The organism is Desulforamulus putei DSM 12395 (assembly GCF_900129195.1).
Lineage (GTDB): Bacteria > Bacillota > Desulfotomaculia > Desulfotomaculales > Desulfotomaculaceae > Desulfotomaculum > Desulfotomaculum putei.
In genome coordinates this window covers 34410-58257 of the sequence record NZ_FQUY01000014.1, presented here as the reverse complement: position 1 = coordinate 58257, position 23848 = coordinate 34410, and the positions used below count along the sequence as shown (strand labels likewise).

Genomic DNA, 23848 nt, shown 5'->3' with positions numbered 1-23848 from the left:
ATGAGGTGGATGCTTTGGATTCTCTGTTCCATCATTAAATTAATCCAATTTGCTATGGTAAATTGGTTTTATTCAAGGCAGACTGCATGGCTTCCGGCAAAAACTCCAGTATATCTCCCGCCATGGTGCTGAGTTGACCCAAACGGCCGGCGGCCAGGTCGCCGGCGGCGCCGTGCAGATAGACACCGGCTGCTGCGGCTCGTTCCGGCGAAAATCCCTGGGCCAGCAGACCGGCGATCAGACCTGCCAGTACATCGCCGCTCCCTGCGGTGGCCATGCCCGGGTTGCCTGTGGGATTGATGTAGAGACTGCCGTCCGGCGTCCCGATGACCGTGCGGGCCCCCTTTAAAACAGTCACCAGGTTCCACCTTTGGGCCGCTGCCCTGGCCAGATCAAGCCGGTTTTCCTGCACCTCGGCCACTGTGAGATCCAACAGGCGTCCCATTTCTCCGGGGTGCGGGGTGAGGATGGCCGGTACCGTCAGCTTCGCCAGAAGGTCTGTGGCGCCGGCCAGAGCATTGAGGGCGTCTGCGTCAATGACAACCGGGATGGTCAACCTGGGCAGCAGCGCCCGTATGAGTTCAACGGTTTCCGGATGGGTGCCGATGCCGGGACCGGTGACCAGGACATCTGCCGAACGGCAGGCCGCCAGAACAGGTTCCAGGGCGGCAGCCGCCAGGGTCCCCTCTGTGGTCTCCGGCAGCCCCCTGGTCATGGCTTCATCAATGGCGGCGGCTGCTTCCGGCTGTGAACTTTCCGGCAAAGCCAGGGTAACCAACCCGGCCCCGGCCCTGAGGGCTGCCTTGGCTGCCATACGAGCTGCCCCGGTCATCCCCCGGGAGCCGGCCAGCACCAGCACCCGGCCGTAGCTGCCCTTGTGTGCATCCGATTGTCTGGGTTTAAACCAGGAAGCAATCATTTCCCCGGTCAGCAGCTGCCTGGGAATCTCCTTGCTTTCGGTCAGGGTTCTGGGCAGGGAAATATCCACCACGTGCAGTTTACCGGCATAACCGGCCCCGGGTTCCACCACCAGGCCGATTTTGGGTAAGCCGAAGGTAACGGTGTGGTCCGCCCGGATACAGGGGCCGTTGGCCCGTCCGGTATCCGCTTCCAATCCCGAAGGAATATCCACCGCCACCACCGGTAAAGGGCTGGCATTGATTAACTCAATGACCCGCCCCGTCTTTTCATTGACACTGCCGCGGAAACCGGTGCCGTAAAGGGCGTCAACAATAAGGTCGGTGTTGAGCAGGGCCACCTTGACGATATTAATACCGTTGACCTGGTTCACCTGGTAAACCGGCTGCTCCATCTTCTGCCAGATGTTGAGATTGACCCGGGCATCCCCCTGAAACTCCTCCGGGTCTGCCAGCAGGAGAACCTTAACCTGGCCCCCCCGGTTGTGGAGGTGCCTGGCCACCACCAGGCCATCGCCGCCGTTGTTGCCTTTGCCCACCAGGATGGTAAAGACTTTACCTTTAATTTCTTTAAGAATATCCTGAATGACCTCCACCACTCGCAGACCGGCATTTTCCATCAGAACAACCCCCGGGATGCCGTACTGTTCCATGGCCCGCCGGTCGATCTGTTTCATTTCGGCTGCTGTTGCGATACGCACTATTCTCTACCCTTCCTTCCCTACAGCCACCGCAAAGGCCACCGCCCTGCCCCGGTCATGGGAGATACTGACCAGCACCCTGGCAATGCCCATTTTTTCTGCCAGCTCCAGGGCCGGTCCCGCAAGTTTCACTTCGGGCTTGCCCAGGTAATTGGGCAAAATCTCAATGTTGGTCCATCTTAATTCCCTCAGTCCGGTGCCCAGTGCCTTTAGGATGGCTTCTTTGGCCGCAAAGCGGCCGGCCAGGCAGTGTACCTTGCCCTTGCAGTGCTCCTGCTCCGCCGGAGTAAAGACCCGATCCAAAAACTGCTGGCCGGCACGGCTGACGGCCAGTTCAATTCTTTCTATTTCGATAATATCTGCACCGATCCCCTTCATCCTGCCACCTCCGAAAATTCTATTACCTATAAGTTTACACGAAAAGTCTGCCCTTTGCAGGCAGACTTCCAGAGAACGGCAAAGATTTTAAAACCCTAATATTTTTCGCAGCTTCTTGGCCTGAGCCCGGCTCACCGGCACCTCGCTGCGCTCCTTGTCTTCCAGCACCAAATTATAGGTGCCGTTAAAGAAGGGCACAATTTCCTTCACTTTATGAAGGTTCACAATGTAGCAGCGATGGGTGCGGAAGAACATGCCGCCACCCAGCCGGGCTTCCAGTTCCTTCAGGGTAAAACGGGTAAACAGTTTATCGGAAAAGGTTTTAATATAGACATAATCACTTTCGGTAAAGGCATAAAAAACATCACTGATATCCACCAGAATGGTCTTCCCCTGTTTCTCGGCGGGGATACGGTTAATTTTTATTTCCCCGGTGTCGGCAGGGCTTTTGTTTGTATCCGCAGTTAAGTTTGCATGAACCGGCACCGGCGTACAGGCTTCCCTTTCCTGTTGCGCCTTGATGACCCGGTCAATGGCTCGTTTTAAACGCTTTTCGTCAACGGGCTTCAGAATGTAATCCACTGCATTGACATCGAAGGCCTCCAGTGCGTGTTCGTCATAGGCGGTAACAAAAATGACAAAGGGTGGCCTGGGCAGTTCCTGAATGACCGCGCCCAACTCCAATCCATTCATACCCGGGAGGTTGATATCCAAAAACAGTATCTGATATTCCAAGGCTCTGATCAACGCCAGAGCCTCTGTGGCACTGGTGGCTTCCCCGACAATTTCAATGTTGTTAAAGCGCCCCAGCATAAAACGCAATTCCTGCCGGGCCGGGTATTCATCATCCACGATCAGGGCCTTTAATGTCACGCCAATCCCTCCTTAATCATCATCGTCATGGAGCATCAGGGGCACCCGCAGCCAAACGGTGGTCCCGTAACCAGGTTCACTTTCTATGTGCAGGCCGTGGTCTTCCCCAAACAGCATCTTCAATCGTTCATTTACATTGGAAAGCCCGACGCCGCTGCCGGAACCGAAACCGGGCTCAAAGATTCTGGGCATGATGTCCGGCTGAATGCCGACCCCGTCATCCGTGATGGCAATTTCAATCTCATCTCCCCGGAGCTGGGCAGATATCTGAACCGTCCCCGGTCCTTCTTTAGGGGTAATACCGTGCCGGACGGCGTTTTCCACCAGGGGCTGCACCGTTAACACCGGAATCCGGTAGTGCAAGAGTGATTTATCTATATTCCTCAGAACGCGTAATTTTTCCCGGAAGCGTGCCTTTTCCAGCACCAGGTAGGTATGAATATATTCCAGTTCCTCCTGCAGGGTGATAAAGCGGCCGTGGCGTTTCAGGGAATGACGGAAAAAAGAAGCCAGCCGGATCAGCAGCCTGCGGGCGGTCTCCGGATTGGTGCGGGTAAACATACTGATGGTATTGAGGGTGTTAAAGAGAAAATGCGGGTTGATCTGGGCCTGCAGGGCATCCAGTTCGGCTTTGGTGGCCAGTTGGGCCTGGTGGTCCAGTTCTGCCAGTTCCATTTGCACCCCCAGCAGTTGAGCGACCCCGACGGCCAGTTTCACCACGCTGCCCGGAATTTGTCCCTTATGGGTCTGGTAAAGCTTCACCGTACCCATCACTTTTCCCCTGCAAATTAGCGGGGCAATGACGGCGGATTCCAGGGGACAGTCGCAGTCTTTAACAGGACAATTAAACTCCCCTTTATGCTGGACCACCTTTAATTCCCCTGTGGCAATGACCTCCCGGGTGGCCTGGGTGACAATGGAACCTCCCACCGGGTGGTTTTCACAGCCGGTGCCCAGAAAGGCCAGCACCTTTTCCCGGTCGGTAATGGCCACCGCCGCCACATCACTGATTTTTTGAATAATTTCAGCGGTTTTCTGGGCGGTTTCCTTGTTTAGCCCCCGGCGCAGGAAAGGCAGTGTCTCATTGGCAATCTGCAGGGTTGGGGCAAAGGACTTCTCATCCACCCTTACGGTTAAAACCCGTTTCAAGGGGCGGAACCCCAGTATGATAAAGGTCCCTATAAAACCCGCCAGGCACAGAACCACAAAGGCCGGCCACATATCTGGGCGCCAGAGGACAAAAAGAATACCCAGCGTTGCCTGCATGGCTGCCAAACGCAGAATGGTGGTGACTTCCGGTGTACGGAAGCCAAATTTTTTATTTAAATATTGACTTAATAATCGCAATTTTTCCATATGTTTTACTTCTACATCCAATATATCACTTCCTTCAAAATTCAAAAAAACAGGGGCAGGTAATGTATACCTGCCCGGGGAGGAGTAAGAAGATTCTATTGTGACGGTTGGGGCATCTGCTATTCTTTTAGTGATACTCTCTGCTTCATTAACTGATCGATCACTGCGGGATCGGCCAGGGTGGTTGTGTCGCCCAGCACCCGGCCTTCGGCGATGTCCTTTAACAAACGCCTCATAATCTTGCCGCTGCGGGTTTTGGGCAATTCCCAGGTGCAAATAATTTCTTCCGGACGGGCCAGGCCGCCGATTTTCTTGGCCACATGGTTCTTCAAATCCTTCTCCAGTTCCGGCGACCAGGCAATGCCTTCCCGCAGGGTGATAAAGGCAGATACCGCTTGCCCTTTTAATTCATGGGAGCGACCGATAACAGCTGCTTCAGCCACCGCCGGGTGTTCCACCAGGGCGCTTTCCACTTCAGCAGTGCCGATCCTGTGACCGGACACGTTAATGACATCATCCACCCGGCCCAGGACCCAGATATAGCCGTCTTTATCCCGGCGGGCGCCGTCACCGGTAAAATACATGCCTTCAAACCGGCTCCAGTAGGTATCCACATAGCGCTGGGGATCCTTGTAGACGGTGCGCAGCATGGAGGGCCAAGGTTTCTTGACAACCAGGTAACCGCTCTCCCCTGCTTTGACCGGTTCGCCCAGTTCATCCACCACATCCACAAACACGCCGGGCATAGGTATGGTGGCGGAGCCCGGCTTGGTTGGCACCAAGCCCGGCAGCGGGGCAATCATGACACTGCCGGTTTCGGTTTGCCACCAGGTGTCCACAATGGGGCATCTCTCTCTGCCGATATGTTTATGGTACCACAGCCAAGCTTCCGGATTGATGGGCTCACCCACCGAACCCAGCAGCCTGAGGGAAGATAAATCCCTGCCGGCAGGGTAACTTTCTCCCCACTTCATAAACAACCGGATGGCAGTAGGGGCTGTATAGAAAAGGGTAACCCGGTATTTCTCAATGAGTTCCCAAAAACGGTCCCGCTCGGGGTAATCCGGCGCCCCTTCATAAATAAAAACCGTTGCCCCGTTGGCCAGAGGACCGTAAACCAGATAACTGTGGCCGGTAATCCAACCGATATCAGCCGTACACCAGTACACGTCATCTTCTTTAAGATCAAAGATATTGCGGTGGGTAGAAGTGACGCTGGTCAAATACCCTCCTGTGGTATGAACAATGCCCTTGGGCTTGCCGGTGGTGCCGCTGGTATACAAAACAAACAGAATATCTTCGGCATCCATGATTTCCGGTTCGCAAACAATAGGCGCATTTTTCATCAGCTCGTGGTACCAGAGATCCCGACCCGGTTCCATATAAACTTCACTGCCAGTCCTTTGCACCACCACAACCTTTTCTACACTGGAACACTGGGCTAAAGCCGCATCCACATTTTGCTTGAGGGGGATGGCCTTGCCCCGCCGCCAGCAAGCATCCGACGTAATAACCACCCTGGCTTCGGCATCCTTGATGCGATCCCGCAGCGCTTCGGCAGAAAACCCTCCGAAGACCAGGCTGTGGGGCGCCCCGATGCGGGCACAGGCCAGCATGGCAATAACAGCCTCCGGAATCATCGGCATATAGATGGTGACAACGTCACCCTTGACCACTCCTAAACTTTTCAGCACATTGGCAAATTTGCTGACTTCCCGGTGCAGGTCCTGATAGGTTAAGACCACCTGGTCACCCGGTTCCCCTTCAAAAATAATCGCCGCTTTATTTCTACGCCAACCGTCCAAATGCCGGTCAACACAATTGACACAGGCGTTTAACTTGCCCCCCACAAACCACTGGGCAAATGGGCTCTGCCACTCCAGCACCTTATCCCAGGTCTTGTACCAGTGAAGCTTCTTGGCCTCTTCGGCCCAAAAACCTTCATAGTCCATGCCTGCCCAGTCGTAGATGCGAGCATCCCGGACATTGGCCCGGGCGGAAAAAGAGATATCGGGATAATAAACCTGCTCCTCCGAAGCAAACGCGACATTTTTTTGGTTAAACATAACCCTACCTCCCAAGCCATTATTATATTTTTATCTTACTGAATAGGGGACTCGGGGTATATGATTTTCCCGTTAAAGGGAAGAAAGCACCCCTTTTCTGATCATTCTCTCCCCGAACGGCGCCATCTCATGGTTTAAAGGGTTAACACCCGTCGGTTGACCGTTAAAACGTTAAATAAACCGTTAAAGTTGGGTTTTCAACCTTTGGCGCGAAAAAGCAGGAACCTTTAAAGTGTGTTAACCGGCCTTTAACCCTTTATTAACCGAATTCTAACCAGCCTGTGGTACATTGAATTAACCAAGAACTACCAGGGGTGGAATGGCAATTGTTTCTTAACAAGTTAACCGGCCAGTTTAAATCCTCAATGCGCAGGTTTATAAAACGCAAAAGCCTTTTCCTTTATCTACTGGAGGGTAGCTCCTTCCTGGAAAAACTTGTTGAAATGATGACCCGGGGGTCTTCTGTCCTGCTCCTCTATGTGGACATCGCGGACTTTCACCAGGTGATGCAGCTCCATGGCGAAACCGCTGCTAAAAGGGTTCTTAACATACTTCTTTCAGCCCTGGGGGAAAGGGCGGGAGAATTTATCAACTGCTCCGGGGAAATCATCGTGGAAAATTTATGGGGGGACGACTTTTTAGTCCTTTGTCGTCAGGAAAAAACGCTTCCTCCGGAACAACTGAACAAAATGGCCACTGCCATGCGCATCGCCCTGGAAGAAGCATTGAAAACAGAATTGATCAAGATCACCGGCAACACCGTTAAACTTCACGTTGGTTATTCCACCATCACCAGGGGGCTGAAAAACCCTGAACAAGCGCTGTATACCGCACTGAAAGAGGCCCAAAAGGTGGCCAAAGGCGCCTGGGACCAGCAGATGGTGCACCTGCTGGGAGAGTTTAATGATTTATTGGAGAATAAAAAATTCCGCATTATTTACCAGCCCATCGTTTCTTTACAGACCGGTGAAATCCTGGGTTGGGAAGCCTTAACCCGGGGACCGGAAAACAGCTACTTTTTATCCCCGGCCGTCATCTTTAACTATGCCGAGGAAGCGGGTCTGCTTTTTCCCCTGGAAAAGGTTTGCCGGGAATTAGCCATCAAAAACTTTGATCTTGTGGATAGCAGTAAAAAACTTTTCCTCAACATCCACCCCCAAACCATTAACGACCCCCAGTTTGTTAAAGGCGAGACCATTAAAATGCTAAAGGACAGTCATTTGAGTCCCCATAATCTCGTATTTGAGATTACCGAACGGCAGGGCATCCATGACTTTCATCAATTTAATAAGACACTGGCCCACTATCGAAATCAGGGATACCGGGTGGCGGTGGACGATGCAGGGGCAGGTTTTTCCAGCCTGCAGGCCATTGCCGAAGTAAGGCCGGAATACATAAAAATTGACCACTCACTGGTGAAGGACATCAACTCCAACCGGGTTAAGCAGGCTCTGTTAGAAACCTTTGTTACCTTCGCCCAGAAAATCGGCTGCTCCATCATCGCTGAAGGGATTGAAACCGAGGCAGAGTTGACAACCCTTCGTTCCATCGGGGTGCATTACGGCCAGGGGTATTTTTTGGCTCGCCCCGCCTCCCCCATGCCTTCGGTACGGACCGAGGCGCTCAATAAAATTCTTTCCCTGGCCTCCCGCAACCCCACCGATGTCTGGCAAAAGGCCTTCCCCATCGGAGAAATCACTGAACCGGCGGTGCAAGTCACAACAGACACACCCGTTCGCAGACTGAAAGAGATGATGGACAGCAACGATATGGTTAACGGGGTCGTGGTGCTGGAGGGCAATCGACCTGTGGGTCTGTTGATGCGTCATCACCTGGACCGTTACCTGGGAACCCAATACGGGGTGGCCCTTTATTTCGAGCGACCGGTGTCTATGATTATGGATGCTGACCCCCTTATTGTGGATACATCTTTGCCCATTGAACAGGTGTCCCAACTTTCCATGAACAGGGACAAATTAAAACTCTACGATTACATCGTTGTCACCAGGGACAACCAACTGCACGGGGTGGTGTCGGTGCAAACCCTGCTGGACACCATGACCAAAATTCGCATGGAGGTGGCCAAGGGGGCCAACCCCTTGACCGGTTTGCCCGGCAACTTAACCATTGAAAGGGAGATCAACAACCGCCTGACGGAAAAATCCCCCTTTGCCTGTATCTACGTTGACCTAGATAACTTTAAGTCCTACAATGACCGTTATGGTTTTGAAAACGGCGACCGCTTAATCCTGCTGGCCGCCAGACTGTTGACCGGCGTGGTTCGCAAATATGGAGGTTCCCTGGATTTTGTCGGGCACATCGGCGGAGATGATTTTATTGTTCTTACCCACAAGGAGAAAGCGGAAGAGATATGCCGGCGTTACATTCGGTATTTTGATCGTTTGGTGAAAAACTTGTATTCCACCGAGGACAAAAACCTGGGTGGCTTCTATGGCATCAACAGGCAAGGACAGGAAATCTGGTTCCCGCTGGTGTCGGTTTCCATGGCCATTGTTGATTGCGCCGGCCACTGCTCGCCGGAACAGTTGGCAGAAACAACCGCTCAATTAAAACATTATGCCAAATCCAAATCTGGCAGTATTTATGTCCGGGACCGGCGGCAACCTTCAAGAACACATGCATAGACCGGTCCAAGTCAAGAAACCACAAGGGCCTCCTTATAATCGTTAGCAAGCCGACAAATAAATTGTGTGCTGGAACACATTTCATTTGTCTATTATCTGATAACATATCAATAAGTAATTTACAATCAATTGCAAGGAGGAGCCATCATGCTGCTGATTAATGTCGCGGAACTGGCCAATAAAGAATCTCTGACCTGCGAAGAAATGCACCGGGCCTTTGCAGCCCTTTATAAGCTTGAATACAACCCGGTTGCGGTTAAATTTTATTTTGATCAGGAAGAATTTGATAAACTTGCGGCAGAAAAAATCCCCGGCCCGAAGATGACTTTCTGCCAGGCGGTTTTAGCCTCTCGCATGGATAACTACATTGTAAAAATCACCGACGACAAACTTCTTTGTGATAATGCCCGGACAGTTTTTGGTTTCCGTGCCGCCACCGAGGAAGAGGTTAAGGATCATTTGAAATATACCACTGATTGGGATTTGGCCCAAAAATGTCTGGAAGCCAAACCCAAATTACCCCTGGGGGAATTGAAGGGCATTATGACCGCTCCCCTGTATAAAACACCGGTGGAACCCGATGTGGTTTTCTTCATCGTCAACCCCTTTCAAGCCTACCACATCCTGAATGATTACATCGGAGGGACCAAAGTTCCCACCGTCGCTTCCACCCATACTGTCAACTCGGCGGTCTGCGGCGGTACCGTGGACTGTTACCTGAACCACAACGCCGGCATGAAAACCATGTGCGCCGGCAGCTTTACTTCCGGCAAGACCGAAAAGGGTGAAGTCAATGTTTTCATCCCCGGAGACCAAATTGAAGCCGTGGCCAAACAGTTATTAAAGAGAAGTCGTCATTACGGCGGCGGCGCATCCTTTATCGGCGCCGGCGGGCAGGAATACCCCGGTATGGATGTATGCAAAAAATGCCCGATGATTCGATTTAAGGATGAAGAAAGGTAAGAGACTATTCATACAAGGGGCTCTTTCCCGGAAAGTGCCCCTTTTTATTGACACAAGGAATAATCAGTGATAAAATTATTAAATAATCTGAAGGGGGGTGACTCCATGACGAAGGAATTAATTGATCAAATCCTTGAAGAAATTGGTCTGGAAAAAGTCGACAATACTGAAGAAGAACCGTCCCAGTAAAAAACCGAAGGCAAATAACGCTGTCGCCTTCGGTTTTTTATTTATTTTGCTTACTATTGAACCCGGGGAGTTTTTTCTTCGCTGTAGTCGATTTTTTCCAGACCGATATCCTCCAGGATTTTGTTGATGAGATCCTTCGACATTTTATCACTTCCCTTTCCTTACAAATAAAAACAAAAGGGCAACGATTAAACGCGCCCTTGCCGTTTTCATGAACTGATGCAACGTTGCACCTATTTATTTTTTTGAAAGTATAGCAGATAGAACAACAAAGTTCAACAGGTTTTCAGTATGAATACAATACACACCTTACTGGTTGGCTTGAAAACTTTCCTTCGGCCCTTCTTCTTTAAACAGGGCGGTGGATAAATAACGCTCTCCGGTATCCGGCAGTAAGACCACGATCAGTTTTCCTGCATTTTCCGGCCGCCGCGCCACCTCCAGGGCCGCGTAGAGGGCCGCCCCGGCAGATATGCCCGCTAGGATCCCCTCCTGCCGGGCTAACCGCCTGGCGGTCTCCATGGCCTGATCTCCGGTTACCTGAAAAACTTCATCCACCAATTTAAGATTTAAAACCTGCGGGATAAATCCCGCCCCGATGCCCTGGATGGGGTGAGGTCCGGGAGAGCCGCCGGAAAGGACCGGAGATTGGGCCGGTTCCACTGCCACCGCTTGAAAATCAGGCTTTCTTTCTTTAATATATTTGGCAACGCCGGTAATGGTGCCCCCTGTGCCCACGCCGGCCACAAAGATATCCACCTTCCCCCCGGTATCTTCCCAGATTTCCACTGCGGTATTTTCCAAATGGGCCCGCGGATTGGCCGGATTGGCAAACTGCTGCAGCATCATGGCATTCCCCAGGCCGGCTGCCAGTTCTTCCGCCCTGGCAATGGCCCCCCTCATTCCCTGTTCGCCGGGTGTTAAAACCAGCTCCGCCCCGTAGGCCTTTAAAAGGCTGCGCCGTTCCTGACTCATGGTTTCCGGCATGGTTAAAATAAGCCGTATACCCATGGCGGCGCAAATCATGGCCAGGCCCACTCCGGTGTTGCCGCTGGTGGGTTCAATCAACACACTGTCTTTACTAATGACGCCCCGCTGCAGGGCATCGGTGACCATGGCATATGCGATCCTGTCCTTGACACTGCCGCCGGGATTGAAAAATTCCACCTTGGCCAGCACCTCTGCAGCCAACCCCCTGGTCAGGTGATTTAAACGCACCAGAGGCGTGCGGCCGATGGTTTCCAAGATACTGTTATAAACAGGCATGAGCGATCCTCCGCTATATTATTTTCTTTATATAATAGAACAAACAAACAGAATTATACAGAGTATGCATTAAAATCATATCCGGTCGCCCTTAATTCACCTTCATGATTCAGTTATTTCTTAAACAAACAAAAAACCTCCATCCAAAGACGGAGGTATAACTTCTTTGAGTATCATAGCCAGCGGCCCCGTTCCAAACTCCTAGTGTTCTGAGATAAGCCTTTGTTTAATAGCAAGCAGCATAGTTTTTAATGCTTCCTTTTCGTTTTGATTTGCTATATAACAAGGTATGGTGATATTGCGCGCCGGACCATGGGCCGTGCCTAAGGTAAACCCGTTACCTATCCTAACCAGGCTTATTCGCCAATATTCTGTCTCGCCAGAGGCATTTTCAAATGAATGCAAGTAAGTTGAGCAGAACTTCAAGGCTGTTTACCCCCTTTTGTGTTACAACAAATTTCGTCACGAAAGGAGGTTTTACCTTTGAAGCAAAATTCCGAATATATCTTGAAGGTGCTGCAATTGTCAAATATTTTCTGGTAAAATTTTCAGACTAGCAGAACTAATTTGTTTTTGCAAGAATATATATGTATGAATGTGATCGTTCTGTGATATTGTCACCTTAAAATTAATCTGTGAAAATGTCACCATGAAAAAGGTGATGGTAACATTGTCACAGTCTGAACTTAATAGGGTGCTTGTTGGTAAGGCCCCTTGGGGGCCTTAAAATTTTTGCCAGGCACAACAAGATGTTATAGTCTGCTTAAGATTTATAAATAAAAGTTATTTGTGATATGACAAATCATTATGATAAAATAACCTGGGGAGAATGGGGAAGGTCCCCCCACGGGCTGCAAACCCGCTGGCCCGCCTGTAGCTCAGGTGGGAGTCCGGTTCGATTCCGACTTCTCCCCTCCAAACACAAATCATGGTTCATTAGCACACTTGGTAGAGCAGGCGACTCTTAAAACATAGCAGCCCCAACAGTAACAACTGCAATAACAGTCAACAAAACCCGGGTATATTTAGCCATAACCCGGGGTTTTTTATTGTGGCAGTAGGATGTGCCCGCAATAAGACTACTTCAGTAAATGTATATATGTGTTATAAATTGTTAAAATATACTATCGAACAGAATGGTTTACCATTGGTAATATTCTATTGATCATTAGCCTTGTCCTTTGGCGTAAATACCGCTGCCGACTTACCAAAGCCTTTGCCATTAATGCAGCATTTAAAACAACAATGGTGGTGGATTTGCCTTGCGACGGATAAACAGAAAATATTCCTTTTTTAAAAGCACAGGCCTTAAATGGTATCTGATAACCGGGTTAATAACTGTAATGGCTCTGACGGTTTTCTTCTTGATAGTTAATCAAATTTCCCATGAACCGCCTCCCTCTCCATCATTAAACAAAAATATCAGCCATAATCAAAATGTTTATATTATCTTTTTAAACGGGTTGGGATGCCATTATAACGGCAATTTATCAGAGGCTCTGGGTTTTCCCAGTATTAGAAGGTCTTTGGCTAGGGCAGGTTATTCCTTCTTTGACGATCGTTTTTTACTTTTCAGTTATAGGGGCGGGCAAGTCATTGAAGGAATTTGGCGGCCCCAAAAATATTCAGCTAAAGATACCGGCCAACCAATTTCTTTAAGTGTCAGCCGATTAGCACATCTAATTGATAACTTTTCCCTGGCTCACCCGGAAGCTAAATTTATTTTAGTGGGTCACAGTTTGGGAGGAAGAATTGCCCTGGATTATGTTTGTACAACCAGCCTTGAAAACAGACAAAAAATTAAGGGGGTGATTACTCTAAATTCACCCTTACTGGGCGTTGAAACCAAAGTTCCGGATGTAATAACTCATCTTTTGGGATATAGCAACAGTCTCTTAGCCAGCCCGGCGGTAAAGCAATTGCTCCGGGAATTTAATTATCGGCAGGAAATGGTTCGCATGCGCCGGGAAACCATTAGGGAACTCCAGGATCAGGGTTTACAAGTGGCTACCTTTGCCACCCAACAGGACCTGGTTGTTAAACCCTTTACCGGTTGCCTTATGGATGAGAGGGGCAAGCCTGTTACTCATGGATTCATCGTTAATGTTAAGGTGAAGAAAATTTCTCTAAGAGAAATCTTTGGCCATATGGGAATATTGGAACATCAAGCTGTGCTGAGATATATTACTTCCCTTTGTTTAAAGTGACGCCAGCACATGATGTCATTACAGGCCTTGGCTTGCTGTGGGGATAGAGTATAGGTTTGTTCATACGAGGGGTAAAAATTAATAAAAACATCCTGTATGGGAATCATTTTGTGTGTCACCATAACAGGTGTCAAGGAGGACTCTTGATACCCATAAGGCTCTTTGATGTCATGTGAAGATATGTCAACGTGGTTTGAAGATTCTTATGACCCAGCATTTGCTGGATAAAAACTGGATTGACTCCATCCTGTGGAATTTTTTGGGCATTCCATTAGGTGTTAATTTCCTTATTGGTTTAGGCTGGTAGGTTCCGTTTAGGAGCTGTTCTCTAATTTCAGGCCAGTGGGCTTTGAGGAATGGACGAAGGGATGCAAGGACTTTGCTTTGTTATGCAAGCTCATCCAGCTGCTGTTAGCCTCACCTGGGGTTCGTGGTCCTCGGCCGGAGGTTTGCCGCCGACTTCCTTCAGATTCCACCTCGCGATGAACACCCTTGTCTTGAGCTACGGTTACTGCTACCTTCACCGTTCGGGACTTTCACCCTATAGATAACGCCCATGCCGGGCGCACATAAAAAAAGAGGCCTCCTTATGCGAGGCCTCTTTTTTTATCTATCAGGCTGTTGGACGTTGCCTTACATCATGCCGCCCATGCCGCCCATGGGGTTGGTGTTTTCTTTTTCAGGTTTCTCGGAAACCAGGGTTTCGGTGGTCAGGATCATAGCTGCGATGGAAGCAGCGTTCTGCAGGGCAGAACGGGTTACTTTGGCAGGGTCAACAATACCGGCAGCAATCATATCGACATACTGTTCGGTCATAGCGTTGAACCCGATACCTTTGGCAGCAGCCCTTACCTTTTCAACCACAACGGAACCTTCGAGACCGGCGTTATTGGCAATCTGACGGAGAGGCTCTTCCAGAGCACGCTTCACAATATCCACACCAGTCTTGGCGTCACCTTCTGCCTGGATGGTGTCCAGGGCATCAATGATATCTACATAAGCGGTACCGCCACCGGGTACAATACCTTCTTCAACGGCGGCACGGGTTGCGTTGAGAGCATCGTCAATGCGCAGTTTCTTTTCTTTCATTTCCACTTCAGTGGCTGCGCCAACCTGGATTACAGCTACGCCGCCAGCCAGCTTGGCCAGGCGCTCCTGGAGTTTTTCACGGTCGAAGTCGGAAGTGGTTTCTTCAATTTGTTTCTTGATTTGAGCGATACGGGCTTCAATCTTGGACTGGTCGCCGGCGCCGCCAACAATGATGGTTTCTTCTTTCTTAACACGGACCTGGCGGGCAGTACCCAGCATATCCAGGGTGGCTTTATCCAGCTTGAGGCCAACTTCTTCGGTGATGACAGTACCGCCGGTGAGAATGGCGATGTCTTCCAGCATGGCCTTGCGACGGTCACCAAAGCCGGGCGCCTTAACAGCAACCACATTCAGAGTGCCACGCAGTTTGTTCAGTACCAGGGTGGCCAGAGCTTCGCCTTCCAGGTCTTCGCAGATCAGCAGTACGGGCTTATTGCCGGTTTGAATGACTTTTTCCAAGATCGGCAGAATTTCCTGAACGGAAGAAACTTTCTTATCAGTAATTAAGATGTACGGATCGGAAAGAGAAGCTTCCATCTTGTCGGTATCGGTAATCATATAAGGGGAGATGTAACCGCGGTCGAAGTTCATCCCTTCCACCACTTCCAGGGTGGTGCCGATACCTTGGGATTCTTCAACGGTAATAACACCGTCTTTGCCTACTTTCTCCATAGCTTCGGCAATCAGGTTACCGATGGATTCGTCGTTGGCGGAAATGGTTGCCACTTGAGCAATGGCCTCTTTGCTTTCAATGGGTTTGGCCATGGCTTTGATTTCTTCAACAGCCTTTTCTACAGCCTTCTCAATACCGCGCTTGATAATCATGGGGTTGGCGCCGGCGGCTACGTTTTTCAGACCTTCACGCACCAAGGCCTGAGCCAGTACGGTAGCGGTGGTGGTACCGTCACCGGCTACATCATTGGTCTTGGTGGCCACTTCTTTCACCAGCTGAGCGCCCATATTTTCAAAGTGATCGGCCAGCTCAATTTCCCGGGCAATGGTTACACCGTCGTTGGTGATGGTGGGTGCACCGAATTTCTTGTCGATGACTACGTTACGTCCTTTGGGGCCGAGGGTTACTTTTACGGCTTCGGCCAGGGCGTTAACGCCTCTTTCCAGCGCTTTGCGAGCATCCTCGCGGAAAATAATTTCTTTAGCCAAGGTTCATGACCTCCTTCGATATCAAAACATGAGATGTACTAAATTTAGGTAAGTACCAACGGGTATTTATTCAATGACAGCAAGAATATCCATTTCACGCAGAATTAAATATTCTTCTTCATCAATTTTTACTTCATTGCCTGCATACTTGGAGAAAAAGACTTTGTCGCCAACTTTCAGGTCGATGGTGGCACGCTGTCCGTTTTCCAGCAGACGGCCGGGTCCCACGGCAATAACCTCTCCCTGCTGGGGTTTCTCCTTCGCAGTGTCCGGCAGAACAATGCCGCTCTTGGTCTTTTCTTCCTGGGGCAGCGCCTTCACAACTACCCTGTCACCTAATGGTTTAATCACAAAAAACCCTCCTTTTAAATTATATTAAGGTTTTTTAATTTACGGGTCTGGATTTGTTAGCACTCATTAACGTTGAGTGCTAACATCCAGTAAATATAATACAGAACAAAAAAATTAAAAGCAAACACCCGGACAACAAAATAATCCGATTTAGCTGTGCCAAAAACCAAATTACGGGTATTTATCTTTTAATTTCTCCTTCTACATTACATTTACTGGGTTTGTTAATTCATCCATCACCCAGAAAATATTTTTACCATATACCTGGTTTTTTTATGCAATTGTATTTTAAATTTTTTCCATTTTTCTCATAATACTCGGTAAACTCCAATGAGCAGTTTCTCACTTCCAACCTCTCACATCCCACTTCTTAATCATGGCTGTCCGCACTCTCCACCTTTGCCGCTAAGAATTTCCAGTCCATGGGGCAGCACCGGTAAAACAACCTCCAAACACTCCCTGACGCCTTTGACGCTCCCAGGCAAATTGATAATAAGAGTCCTCCCCCTAGTCCCGCTAACTGCCCGGGATAACATGGCCTTGGGAGTCTTTTCCATACTCGCCGCCCGAATTGCTTCGGCAATGCCTGGTACCTGGCGGTCAATAACAGCCAGGGTGGCTTCGGGCGTATGATCCCTTGGCCCCAACCCGGTCCCGCCGGTGGTCAGAATAAGGTCCAGTCGGTGTACATCGGCAAATTCAATTAAAGTGGCCTTGATGATTTCCGGGTCGTCCGGAACAAGACGGTATTGCTCCACCGTCCCGAGATTTGCCACCATTTCCCGGATGGTGGCCCCGCTGGTGTCTTCCCGCAGGCCCTGGGAACCTTTGTCACTCATGGTTATGATACCTATTTTGTACATAATGTTTTTCACCTCATGGATTGATCTAATCTTCACATAACTGATAGGTTGGGTTAAAATAAAGTAAAGTTTACGGCACCTTTCAGGGGGGTTGAGACATGGTTTGGCAAGTTAATAAAACAACACATAAAATCGTTCGGATTAAGGGTGATAAAGCGCTTTCTACAAAGGATGTCATTGTACGTGAGGTACCCATAACCCTATTCCTGAACGGCAAGGAATTTGTAACGATGGTATGCTCTCCCCAGGCCCTTGAGGAATTAACCGTTGGTTTTCTGTGTTCAGAGGGTCTGCTGCAATCCCCCGAGGATATTAAAAACATAAAGATCGATCAGGAAAACGGCATTGTTTCTATTGATGCTCCTGACTGTGAAGCCGAGTCCAAGTTTCTCAAAAGAAACATCACTTCCTGCTGTGGCCGGGGCCGGCCGGTCTTTTATTTCGTCAATGATGCCAAAAGCATGAACAAAGTTTCTGCCAGCCTGCTGGTAACCCCGGGGCAGGTATGGGATTTATCCGACCGTTTGGAACAAATGTCGGTTTTATTTAAAGAAACCGGCGGCGTCCATAACGCTGCCCTGTGCGCCCCCACCGAAGTGATACTGTTTTACGAAGACGTGGGGCGACACAACGCGGTGGATAAAATCTTTGGCCGCGCTTTTTTAAACCGTATCCCTCTGAACGACAAAATCCTTGTCTTCAGCGGTCGGGTCTCTTCTGAAATTGTTATTAAAGTGGGCAAAATGGGCCTGCCGGTCATCGTTTCCCGCTCCGCTCCCACCGATCTAGGCCTGGAAATGGCACAAAAGCTGGGCATCACGGTAGTTGGCTTCGCTAAGGGCGAGCGGATGAATGTGTATACGTACCCGGAGAGAATTTTAGGCTAGGCTTTTGTAGCTTGCTGGTATTTCTTTGGGGTCTGGCCATTGGCTTTTGGCTGTTGGCCTTTGGCTTTTTATAAAAGATGATATAAAGATGATATTATGATGGGGTAGGGTTTTAAAACCTACCCCATTTTTTCATTCATCTATTGGACTGGTTACTATCTCTCACATTGATGATCAACACACTCCCGAAATACCCTGCAAGTCAAAAGGCCAATGGCTAATAGCTAATAGCCGATAGCTAATGGCTAATGGCCCGGCTCAAAGGACCAGCAAAAAGCTGACGGCTAATAGCTTGACCCCAAAGGAATACCTCGGAGCCTACTCGAAGCTCTCTTTAAAAATCTCAACCATCGCCTTCTCCAACCTGCTCCGAAAGACTCCAAAACACTCCAGCAGCCTGCTTCCTTCCCGGGTCAGGATGGCGCCGCCGCCGGCATCTCCCCCCACCTGGGTTTCTACCAGCTTAAATCCCCAGTTTTTTTCAGCGCTTTTAATCTTGCCCCAGGCAGCACGGTAGGACATTCCCATGATCCGGGCCGCCTGGGAGATGGAACCATATTCTTTTACATTCAGCAACAGGTAATACAGCCCATCTCCAAAATTGGTCCCACCGCTCTCCAACCAGACTTTGCACCCCGGCTGGAAAAGCTCTGCCAGGGGGCGGCTCCCATTTTCGGTGTGATCCCGTTTCATGTGTCCACCTAAATGCCCTGCCGGTACATGATGCCGCCACAGTCACGCAAATCATAACCCCCCAGCGCTTCCACCTGCTGCCTGAACTCCGGTGTGGCGATCACTTCCAGTAATCGGGTGATATAAGGGGTGTCCCAGTACTCGCCAGGAATGCAGAGGTCATAACGTTCTTCCACCACCGGAACGAAATCCAAGTCCAGGGCATTGGCCGCCGCCAGGATACCGAGACCGGCATCGGCTGCGCCGCTGGCCACCGCTGCAGCCACCGCCATATGAGTGTATTCCTCCCGGTTGTATCCGTAAATGCTGTCCGGATCAATGCCCAGTTGTTTCAGGCGGTAATCCAGTAAAATGCGGGTTCCCGCTCCCCGCTGGCGGTTAATGAAGCGGATTCCTTCCCGGGCCAAGTCTTCCAGTCCCTTAATTTTCAAGGGATTGCCCTTGGCCACCATTAATCCCTGCTGCCGGTACACCAGGTTAAGCAAAACGACCGGGCGATCTCCTAATAATCTTTGAATATAGCTGACGTTATAATCACCGGTTTCCTCATCCAGCAGGTGGGTACCGGCACAGTGGCACTCGCCCCGTTTTATGGCGGAAAGGCCCCCCAGGCTCCCCACATTGGCGCTGGAAAGACTGGCTTCAGGGAATCTCCTGCGCAGGTGGTTGGCCAAAACATCCAGGGCCATATCGTGGCTGCCGATAACCACGGTGGTTTGACGGACTTCTTCCAGAGGGCGCATCAACTCGACCTTTACAGTTTCCCCGGCCCGGAATCCTTCGGACAGACGGGGTACCCGCAGCATCCCGTCCGCCCTGACCAGAGACATGATCACCCCGGCGCCCCGGGAGATGGGAGTGGCGATAATTTTTTCGCCCACCTGGCCCAATTTAACCCGGATAAACTCTTCCACACCCATGGGGGACGGCATTTTCCGTGAGATAATGGCTTCGGCGGTCTTGGGAGCAGGCGGAACCAACCCCAGTTTTTTATACACAATAGGCCGCACAAACAATTCCATGGTCAGGTAGGCGGAGACCGGGTAACCCGGCACACCGATTACCGGTTTACCCTTCACTTCCCCTAAAATCACCGGCTTGCCGGGTTTGATGGCCGCGCCATGGGTTAAGACGGTACCCAACTCCCGGATCAACTGGGCGGTAAAATCCTCCCGTCCGGCGGAAGAACCGGCATTTATGACAACAATATCTGCTTGTTCAACGGCACTTAATAGGGAAGCCTTTAACCGGTCCCAGTCATCCTCAGTGATGGGCCAGCGCAGGGGCTCACCCCCCCAGGTCCGGACCATGGCCCCGAATACCCGGGTGTTGTACTCCACGATATCCCCCGGTTTCAGTTCTGCACCGGGCTGTACCAATTCGGTGCCGGTGGGCAGCAGCGCTACCTTGGGCCGGGGATGAACTTTGATTTTAGCGACCCCGCCTGCCAGTATGCCGCCGATATCCATGGGGCGGATTTGGTGATTGGCGGGCAGGATCATTTCAGTGGCCACCACGTCTTCCCCGATGGCCCGCACATGCTGCCAGGGCGCCGCTGCCGAGGTGATTTCAAAAACCTCGTCCTCCACAAAGTGAACATCCTCAATCATGATGACCGCATCACAACCCGGCGGAATGGGGTCCCCGGTATCTACCACCTGGGCTTTGTCGCCCAGCCGGATCCGCCTGGGCGCAGTGTCCGAAGCGCCAAAGGTAATGGAGGAGTCCACCGCAATGCCGTCCATGGCGGAAGCATTGTAATGGGGGGAGGAATTCCGGGCGAAGACAGGTTCAGCCGTAACCCTTCCCAGGGCCTCCTCCGCCGCAATCTCTTCCGGCGCCCCGGGGACCAGGGAACCTTTGGCCTCCAGGTGCTTCAGCAGCCCTTCCAGCGCCTCCTCCCAGGGACGGTCGTCCAGGTAAACGTCTCGTTTATTTCGCATGAGCATTTCTCCTGTTCACATTGATAATCTATTCTTAAGAACAGCCTGTTCTAAAACAGCCACACATCCACCAGTTCCCCGGCCTCTACCCCTTCCTTCGTCAGGGGAATGTGTGCCACGCCGTCCGCCTTGACCATGGTGCTGATCAGCCCTGATTTGCCCAAAACCGGATCTGCCACAAGGGCGCCGTCTTCCCGGCGGCGCAGGGTCACCCGCAAAAAGTCGTCCCGCCCGGTGGCGGAGTGAATGTTGCGCGTAATGGCCGCCCTCAGGGGGAAGATCCTGCGGGGGCGATGCAGGCCTGCGGACTCAACGATGGGCCGGGCCAGCAAGTCAAACACCACCATGGCGGAAACAGGGTGGCCCGGCAGGCCGAAAAGGGGTTTCCCTTCCACCACCGCTCCGATGGTGGGCTTACCCGGTTTAATGGCCATGCCATGGAATAACACCCCCGGGCTGCCCAGGGTTTCTATGACTTTGGCCGTAGCATCCCGGGCCCCCACCGAACTGCCGCCGGAAATCAGCACCATGTCATTTTCGGCCAGAGCCTTCACCACAGCATTGCGCAGGGAGTCGAAATGATCCTCAATAATGCCGTACAGGGTGGGTATGCCCCCGGCCTCCACAACCTGTCCGTACAGGGTGTAAGAATTAATGTCCCGCACCTTGCCGGGAGTGGTGGGCTGTTCCGGTTCAATCAATTCATTGCCGGTGGACAAGATTCCTACCCTGAGTGGCTCCAGCACCGGCACCTGCGTAACGCCCACGGCTGCCAGCAGCCCTAGGTCCTGAGGCCGCAAACGGTGTCCTGCCTGCAGTACAACGGACCCTGCGGCCACGTCTTCACCCCGCCGGACCAAATGATCCCCCGGCGCCACCGGCTTGGTTACGCCAATGGTGTGCTGGTCCAGTTCTTCGGTGTATTCCACCATTACCACCGCATCCGCCCCCGGGGGCAGCATGCCTCCGGTGGGGATGACCCAGGCTTGTCCCGCCCCCAGCGGCCCGGCAGCTTCCTGGCCCATCATCACTTCTCCGGTGACATCCAGGTAGGCCGGCAGGGATTCGGTGGCCCCAAAGGTATCCCGGGCTCTTACGGCATAGCCGTCCATGGTGGAGCGGTCAAAACCCGGCACATCATCCCGGGCAGTAATATCCCGGGACAAGATGCGGTTTAACCCGTAAAGCAGCGGTACAATTTCTTCCTTTGTCCTGGCGGGCAAATGGGCTTTTAAGGTCTCGCGGGCTTGCTGTACCGTCAGTACATTAAATAATTCCAAAACAACCCCTCCGCTTAGAAACAGCCTAGTTCACAGGCCTTAATTTTAATCTTTAACTCATTGCAAAGATCTCCCACAACCTTGGGGGGAACATTAAATTCACTGGCGATTTTACGGGCAGCGGTACAGGAAAGTCTACCTTCTTTGGCTGCTTCTTTCAGAGCCTCGATAATTTTTTCCCTATGCTCGCTCATGGTGATCTCTCCCCTTCTATAAATAAGCTTTATTTGTGTTATTATTACATTACAATGTCAAAATATCCTGCCTGTTCCATCTGGTGTTATGTCTTTTTTTGCATAACGGTTGTTTGACGATTTGGTTATAATCCAGGTAATAAAGGGGAGAAAAGCATTGATCATTGGTCTGTCCGACACAGCTTTTGCATACAGGGGAACCATTCAGGACATTATCTGGCTGTTTTACCCCGGCGCCGAACTGATGCCTGAACATAAAGGGGAATTCTTTCTTCATCTTACGTTAAGGCAGGAAGAACAGGTCCTTTGGGCAGAGGCGCAGCTTTTCAGCAACGGAACCTCCATGGCCCACCGGGAAGAGGGCCTGCCGCTCCTGACCGAGGAAACTCCCAATGAACTGAAAAGATTGGCCCGCATGGCCGTTTATCGAATCCTGGAGTCCTTTAGCGGCCGGCGCCCCACCCCCTGGGGAATCATGACCGGCGTCCGGCCCACCAAAGTGGTGCACCGGCTGTTGGACCTCGGCTGGGCCGCAAAAGACATCCGGTTATACCTGGTGGAGAAGTATGCCCTGCGGCAGGATAAAGCGGCTTTGATTACCGCCATCGCTGAAACACAACGCCCCTTTCTGCTTTCCAGGGAACAGGCCGGACGGCTGGTAAGCATATATATCGGCATCCCCTTTTGTCCCACCCGCTGCCTTTACTGCTCTTTTCCTTCTTATCCCATTAAACATCACCGCACCGTGGTGGAACCCTTTCTCAATGTCTTGCTGGAAGAAATCCGGGTGGTGGGGCAAACCCTGCAGTCCAGGGGGCTTACCGTACAAACCATCTACCTAGGCGGCGGAACCCCCACCAGTCTTTCGGTGGAACAATTGCAAACCCTGTTGGAGGCCGTCAATGGTCATTTAAGAACGGAAGGTACGGTTGAAGTCACTGTGGAAGGGGGCCGGCCGGACACTTTAAAGGAAGAGATCCTGGCATTGCTGGCCCAGCAGGGTGTTACCAGGCTCAGTATTAATCCCCAGAGTATGAACCAGAAAACCCTGGACGTCATTGGCCGGTCCCATACGGTAGAAGACGTCTACCGGGCGGTGGAAGAGGCCCGCAAATATAAATTTGCCACCATCAATATGGATGTCATTATCGGCCTGCCGGGGGAAACAGTGCAGGATGTGACCCGCACGGTGAACAGCCTGCTGCAGCTAAAACCGGAGAATGTAACAGTCCATGCCCTGGCCCTGAAAAGGGCCTCCCACCTGAAACAGCGGCTGGCCGAATTTCCTCTGTCGGAAGCCGGACAAGCGGCTGCCATGTGGGAGGAAACGGCCCGAGGAGCCAGTCGTTTGGGGTTGGAGCCCTACTACATGTATCGCCAGAAACAAATGGTGGGGAATTTAGAAAATATCGGCTACGCATTGCCGGGACATGCATGCATTTATAACATCCAGATGATTGAAGAGCGGCAAACCATCATCGGACTTGGTGTGGGTGCCGGTTCCAAGTGGGTGGATCCTCGCACCCGGAACCTGGTTAATGAATACAATGCCAAAGAACCCCGGCAGTATGTGGAGCGGTTGGACGAGTACTTGAGGCGAAAAGTCAGTCATATTAACCATTTATCAACCTTTCCATGATATTTTACAAATGTCAGATCAACCAAAAGGCCTCCCTGAAGAGGAGGCCCTTCTTATTGCGACCCTTCATCCACAAACACATATTGTCAGGCCCCCGGAACAGCAAAACCCGCATCCCTCTGATGTTCATTAACCCCTGCCTCGGACTGTTCGAGTAGAATAAATAACTTTTTACAGAAAAACACTT

19 protein-coding genes and 1 tRNA gene are annotated in these 23848 nt (G+C 51.1%); 7 read left to right on the top strand and 13 right to left on the bottom strand.

Annotated features, from left to right (window positions below):
- Positions 1 to 52: 52 nt before the first annotated feature.
- From BUB67_RS10145 to acs, 5 genes are all read right to left on the bottom strand, one after another.
- Positions 53 to 1618, bottom strand: a complete 1566-nt coding sequence (locus tag BUB67_RS10145; RefSeq protein WP_073239313.1) for a bifunctional ADP-dependent NAD(P)H-hydrate dehydratase/NAD(P)H-hydrate epimerase — start codon at positions 1616 to 1618, stop codon at positions 53 to 55.
- 6 nt (positions 1619 to 1624) lie between these two features.
- Positions 1625 to 1996 carry a holo-ACP synthase gene (gene acpS / locus BUB67_RS10140; RefSeq protein ID WP_073239312.1) on the bottom strand — a complete coding sequence of 124 codons (372 nt, stop codon included), beginning with the start codon at positions 1994 to 1996 and terminating at the stop codon, positions 1625 to 1627.
- Positions 1997 to 2083: 87 nt separating this feature from the next.
- The gene (locus BUB67_RS10135) at positions 2084 to 2869 is read right to left on the bottom strand and encodes a LytR/AlgR family response regulator transcription factor (protein WP_073239311.1); all 786 of its coding nucleotides are present in this window, start codon (positions 2867 to 2869) and stop codon (positions 2084 to 2086) included.
- Positions 2870 to 2881: 12 nt separating this feature from the next.
- Positions 2882 to 4225, bottom strand: coding sequence for a histidine kinase (locus BUB67_RS10130; RefSeq protein ID WP_416358835.1), 1344 nt, complete (start codon positions 4223 to 4225; stop codon positions 2882 to 2884).
- 119 nt (positions 4226 to 4344) lie between these two features.
- Entirely contained in the window at positions 4345 to 6291 is a 1947-nt protein-coding gene (gene acs / locus BUB67_RS10125; protein WP_073239310.1) for an acetate--CoA ligase, read from the bottom strand.
- A 326-nt stretch (positions 6292 to 6617) separates the two neighbouring features.
- Between acs and BUB67_RS10120 the strand changes: the two genes are divergently transcribed.
- The 3 genes from BUB67_RS10120 to BUB67_RS17230 all read left to right on the top strand — a co-directional run bounded on the left by BUB67_RS10120 (position 6618) and on the right by BUB67_RS17230 (position 10088).
- Positions 6618 to 8936 carry a GGDEF domain-containing protein gene (locus tag BUB67_RS10120; protein WP_084127700.1) on the top strand — a complete coding sequence of 773 codons (2319 nt, stop codon included), beginning with the start codon at positions 6618 to 6620 and terminating at the stop codon, positions 8934 to 8936.
- Positions 8937 to 9083: 147 nt separating this feature from the next.
- A complete protein-coding gene (locus tag BUB67_RS10115; protein WP_073239309.1) occupies positions 9084 to 9899 on the top strand; it encodes a DUF169 domain-containing protein in 816 nt (271 codons plus the stop codon).
- A 66-nt stretch (positions 9900 to 9965) separates the two neighbouring features.
- Positions 9966 to 10088 carry a hypothetical protein gene (locus BUB67_RS17230; protein ID WP_274377240.1) on the top strand — a complete coding sequence of 41 codons (123 nt, stop codon included), beginning with the start codon at positions 9966 to 9968 and terminating at the stop codon, positions 10086 to 10088.
- Positions 10089 to 10397: 309 nt separating this feature from the next.
- Here BUB67_RS17230 and cysK read toward each other — a convergent pair whose 3' ends face one another.
- Positions 10398 to 11354, bottom strand: coding sequence for a cysteine synthase A (gene cysK / locus BUB67_RS10110; RefSeq protein ID WP_073239308.1), 957 nt, complete (start codon positions 11352 to 11354; stop codon positions 10398 to 10400).
- An 822-nt stretch (positions 11355 to 12176) separates the two neighbouring features.
- Between cysK and BUB67_RS16440 the strand changes: the two genes are divergently transcribed.
- Both BUB67_RS16440 and BUB67_RS10100 read left to right on the top strand, forming a co-directional pair.
- Positions 12177 to 12272 (top strand) — tRNA-Cys (locus tag BUB67_RS16440).
- A 425-nt stretch (positions 12273 to 12697) separates the two neighbouring features.
- Positions 12698 to 13561 (top strand): esterase/lipase family protein, encoded by an 864-nt coding sequence (locus BUB67_RS10100; RefSeq protein WP_143157047.1) that lies wholly within the window; start codon positions 12698 to 12700, stop codon positions 13559 to 13561.
- 633 nt (positions 13562 to 14194) lie between these two features.
- Here the strand turns inward: BUB67_RS10100 and groL are convergent.
- The 3 genes from groL to BUB67_RS10085 all read right to left on the bottom strand — a co-directional run bounded on the left by groL (position 14195) and on the right by BUB67_RS10085 (position 17025).
- A complete protein-coding gene (groL, locus tag BUB67_RS10095; RefSeq protein WP_073239305.1) occupies positions 14195 to 15811 on the bottom strand; it encodes a chaperonin GroEL in 1617 nt (538 codons plus the stop codon).
- A 66-nt stretch (positions 15812 to 15877) separates the two neighbouring features.
- On the bottom strand, positions 15878 to 16162 hold the full coding sequence (gene groES, locus BUB67_RS10090) for a co-chaperone GroES (RefSeq protein ID WP_003544414.1): 285 nt from the start codon (positions 16160 to 16162) through the stop codon (positions 15878 to 15880).
- A gap of 374 nt (positions 16163 to 16536) precedes the next feature.
- Positions 16537 to 17025, bottom strand: coding sequence for a MogA/MoaB family molybdenum cofactor biosynthesis protein (locus BUB67_RS10085; RefSeq protein ID WP_073239304.1), 489 nt, complete (start codon positions 17023 to 17025; stop codon positions 16537 to 16539).
- 98 nt (positions 17026 to 17123) lie between these two features.
- Between BUB67_RS10085 and fdhD the strand changes: the two genes are divergently transcribed.
- Positions 17124 to 17912: a formate dehydrogenase accessory sulfurtransferase FdhD gene (gene fdhD / locus BUB67_RS10080; RefSeq protein WP_073239303.1), complete on the top strand. Its 789-nt coding sequence runs from the start codon at positions 17124 to 17126 to the stop codon at positions 17910 to 17912.
- A gap of 318 nt (positions 17913 to 18230) precedes the next feature.
- Here fdhD and BUB67_RS10075 read toward each other — a convergent pair whose 3' ends face one another.
- Genes BUB67_RS10075 through BUB67_RS10060 form a run of 4 tightly spaced genes read right to left on the bottom strand, consistent with a single transcriptional unit; the run spans position 18231 to position 22022 of the window.
- A complete protein-coding gene (locus tag BUB67_RS10075; RefSeq protein WP_073239302.1) occupies positions 18231 to 18605 on the bottom strand; it encodes a winged helix-turn-helix domain-containing protein in 375 nt (124 codons plus the stop codon).
- An 8-nt stretch (positions 18606 to 18613) separates the two neighbouring features.
- Positions 18614 to 20548 carry a molybdopterin biosynthesis protein gene (locus BUB67_RS10070; RefSeq protein ID WP_073239301.1) on the bottom strand — a complete coding sequence of 645 codons (1935 nt, stop codon included), beginning with the start codon at positions 20546 to 20548 and terminating at the stop codon, positions 18614 to 18616.
- 50 nt (positions 20549 to 20598) lie between these two features.
- A complete protein-coding gene (locus BUB67_RS10065; RefSeq protein ID WP_073239300.1) occupies positions 20599 to 21828 on the bottom strand; it encodes a molybdopterin molybdotransferase MoeA in 1230 nt (409 codons plus the stop codon).
- 14 nt (positions 21829 to 21842) lie between these two features.
- Entirely contained in the window at positions 21843 to 22022 is a 180-nt protein-coding gene (locus BUB67_RS10060; protein WP_073239299.1) for a hypothetical protein, read from the bottom strand.
- A 157-nt stretch (positions 22023 to 22179) separates the two neighbouring features.
- Between BUB67_RS10060 and hemZ the strand changes: the two genes are divergently transcribed.
- Entirely contained in the window at positions 22180 to 23661 is a 1482-nt protein-coding gene (hemZ, locus tag BUB67_RS10055) for a coproporphyrinogen dehydrogenase HemZ (protein ID WP_238457017.1), read from the top strand.
- Positions 23662 to 23848 lie beyond the last annotated feature (187 nt).

What these genes read in the sequence shown, in the direction of transcription:
- acpS (WP_073239312.1), bottom strand. Translation starts at nt 1,996, where the DNA reads ATGAAGGGGATCGGTGCAGATATTATCGAAATAGAAAGAATTGAACTG.
- BUB67_RS10130 (WP_416358835.1), bottom strand. Translation starts at nt 4,225, where the DNA reads ATGGAAAAATTGCGATTATTAAGTCAATATTTAAATAAAAAATTTGGC.
- acs (WP_073239310.1), bottom strand. Translation starts at nt 6,291, where the DNA reads ATGTTTAACCAAAAAAATGTCGCGTTTGCTTCGGAGGAGCAGGTTTAT.
- BUB67_RS10115 (WP_073239309.1), top strand. Translation starts at nt 9,084, where the DNA reads ATGCTGCTGATTAATGTCGCGGAACTGGCCAATAAAGAATCTCTGACC.
- cysK (WP_073239308.1), bottom strand. Translation starts at nt 11,354, where the DNA reads ATGCCTGTTTATAACAGTATCTTGGAAACCATCGGCCGCACGCCTCTG.
- BUB67_RS10100 (WP_143157047.1), top strand. Translation starts at nt 12,698, where the DNA reads ATGGCTCTGACGGTTTTCTTCTTGATAGTTAATCAAATTTCCCATGAA.
- BUB67_RS10085 (WP_073239304.1), bottom strand. Translation starts at nt 17,025, where the DNA reads ATGTACAAAATAGGTATCATAACCATGAGTGACAAAGGTTCCCAGGGC.
- fdhD (WP_073239303.1), top strand. Translation starts at nt 17,124, where the DNA reads ATGGTTTGGCAAGTTAATAAAACAACACATAAAATCGTTCGGATTAAG.
- BUB67_RS10075 (WP_073239302.1), bottom strand. Translation starts at nt 18,605, where the DNA reads ATGAAACGGGATCACACCGAAAATGGGAGCCGCCCCCTGGCAGAGCTT.
- BUB67_RS10070 (WP_073239301.1), bottom strand. Translation starts at nt 20,548, where the DNA reads ATGCGAAATAAACGAGACGTTTACCTGGACGACCGTCCCTGGGAGGAG.
- BUB67_RS10060 (WP_073239299.1), bottom strand. Translation starts at nt 22,022, where the DNA reads ATGAGCGAGCATAGGGAAAAAATTATCGAGGCTCTGAAAGAAGCAGCC.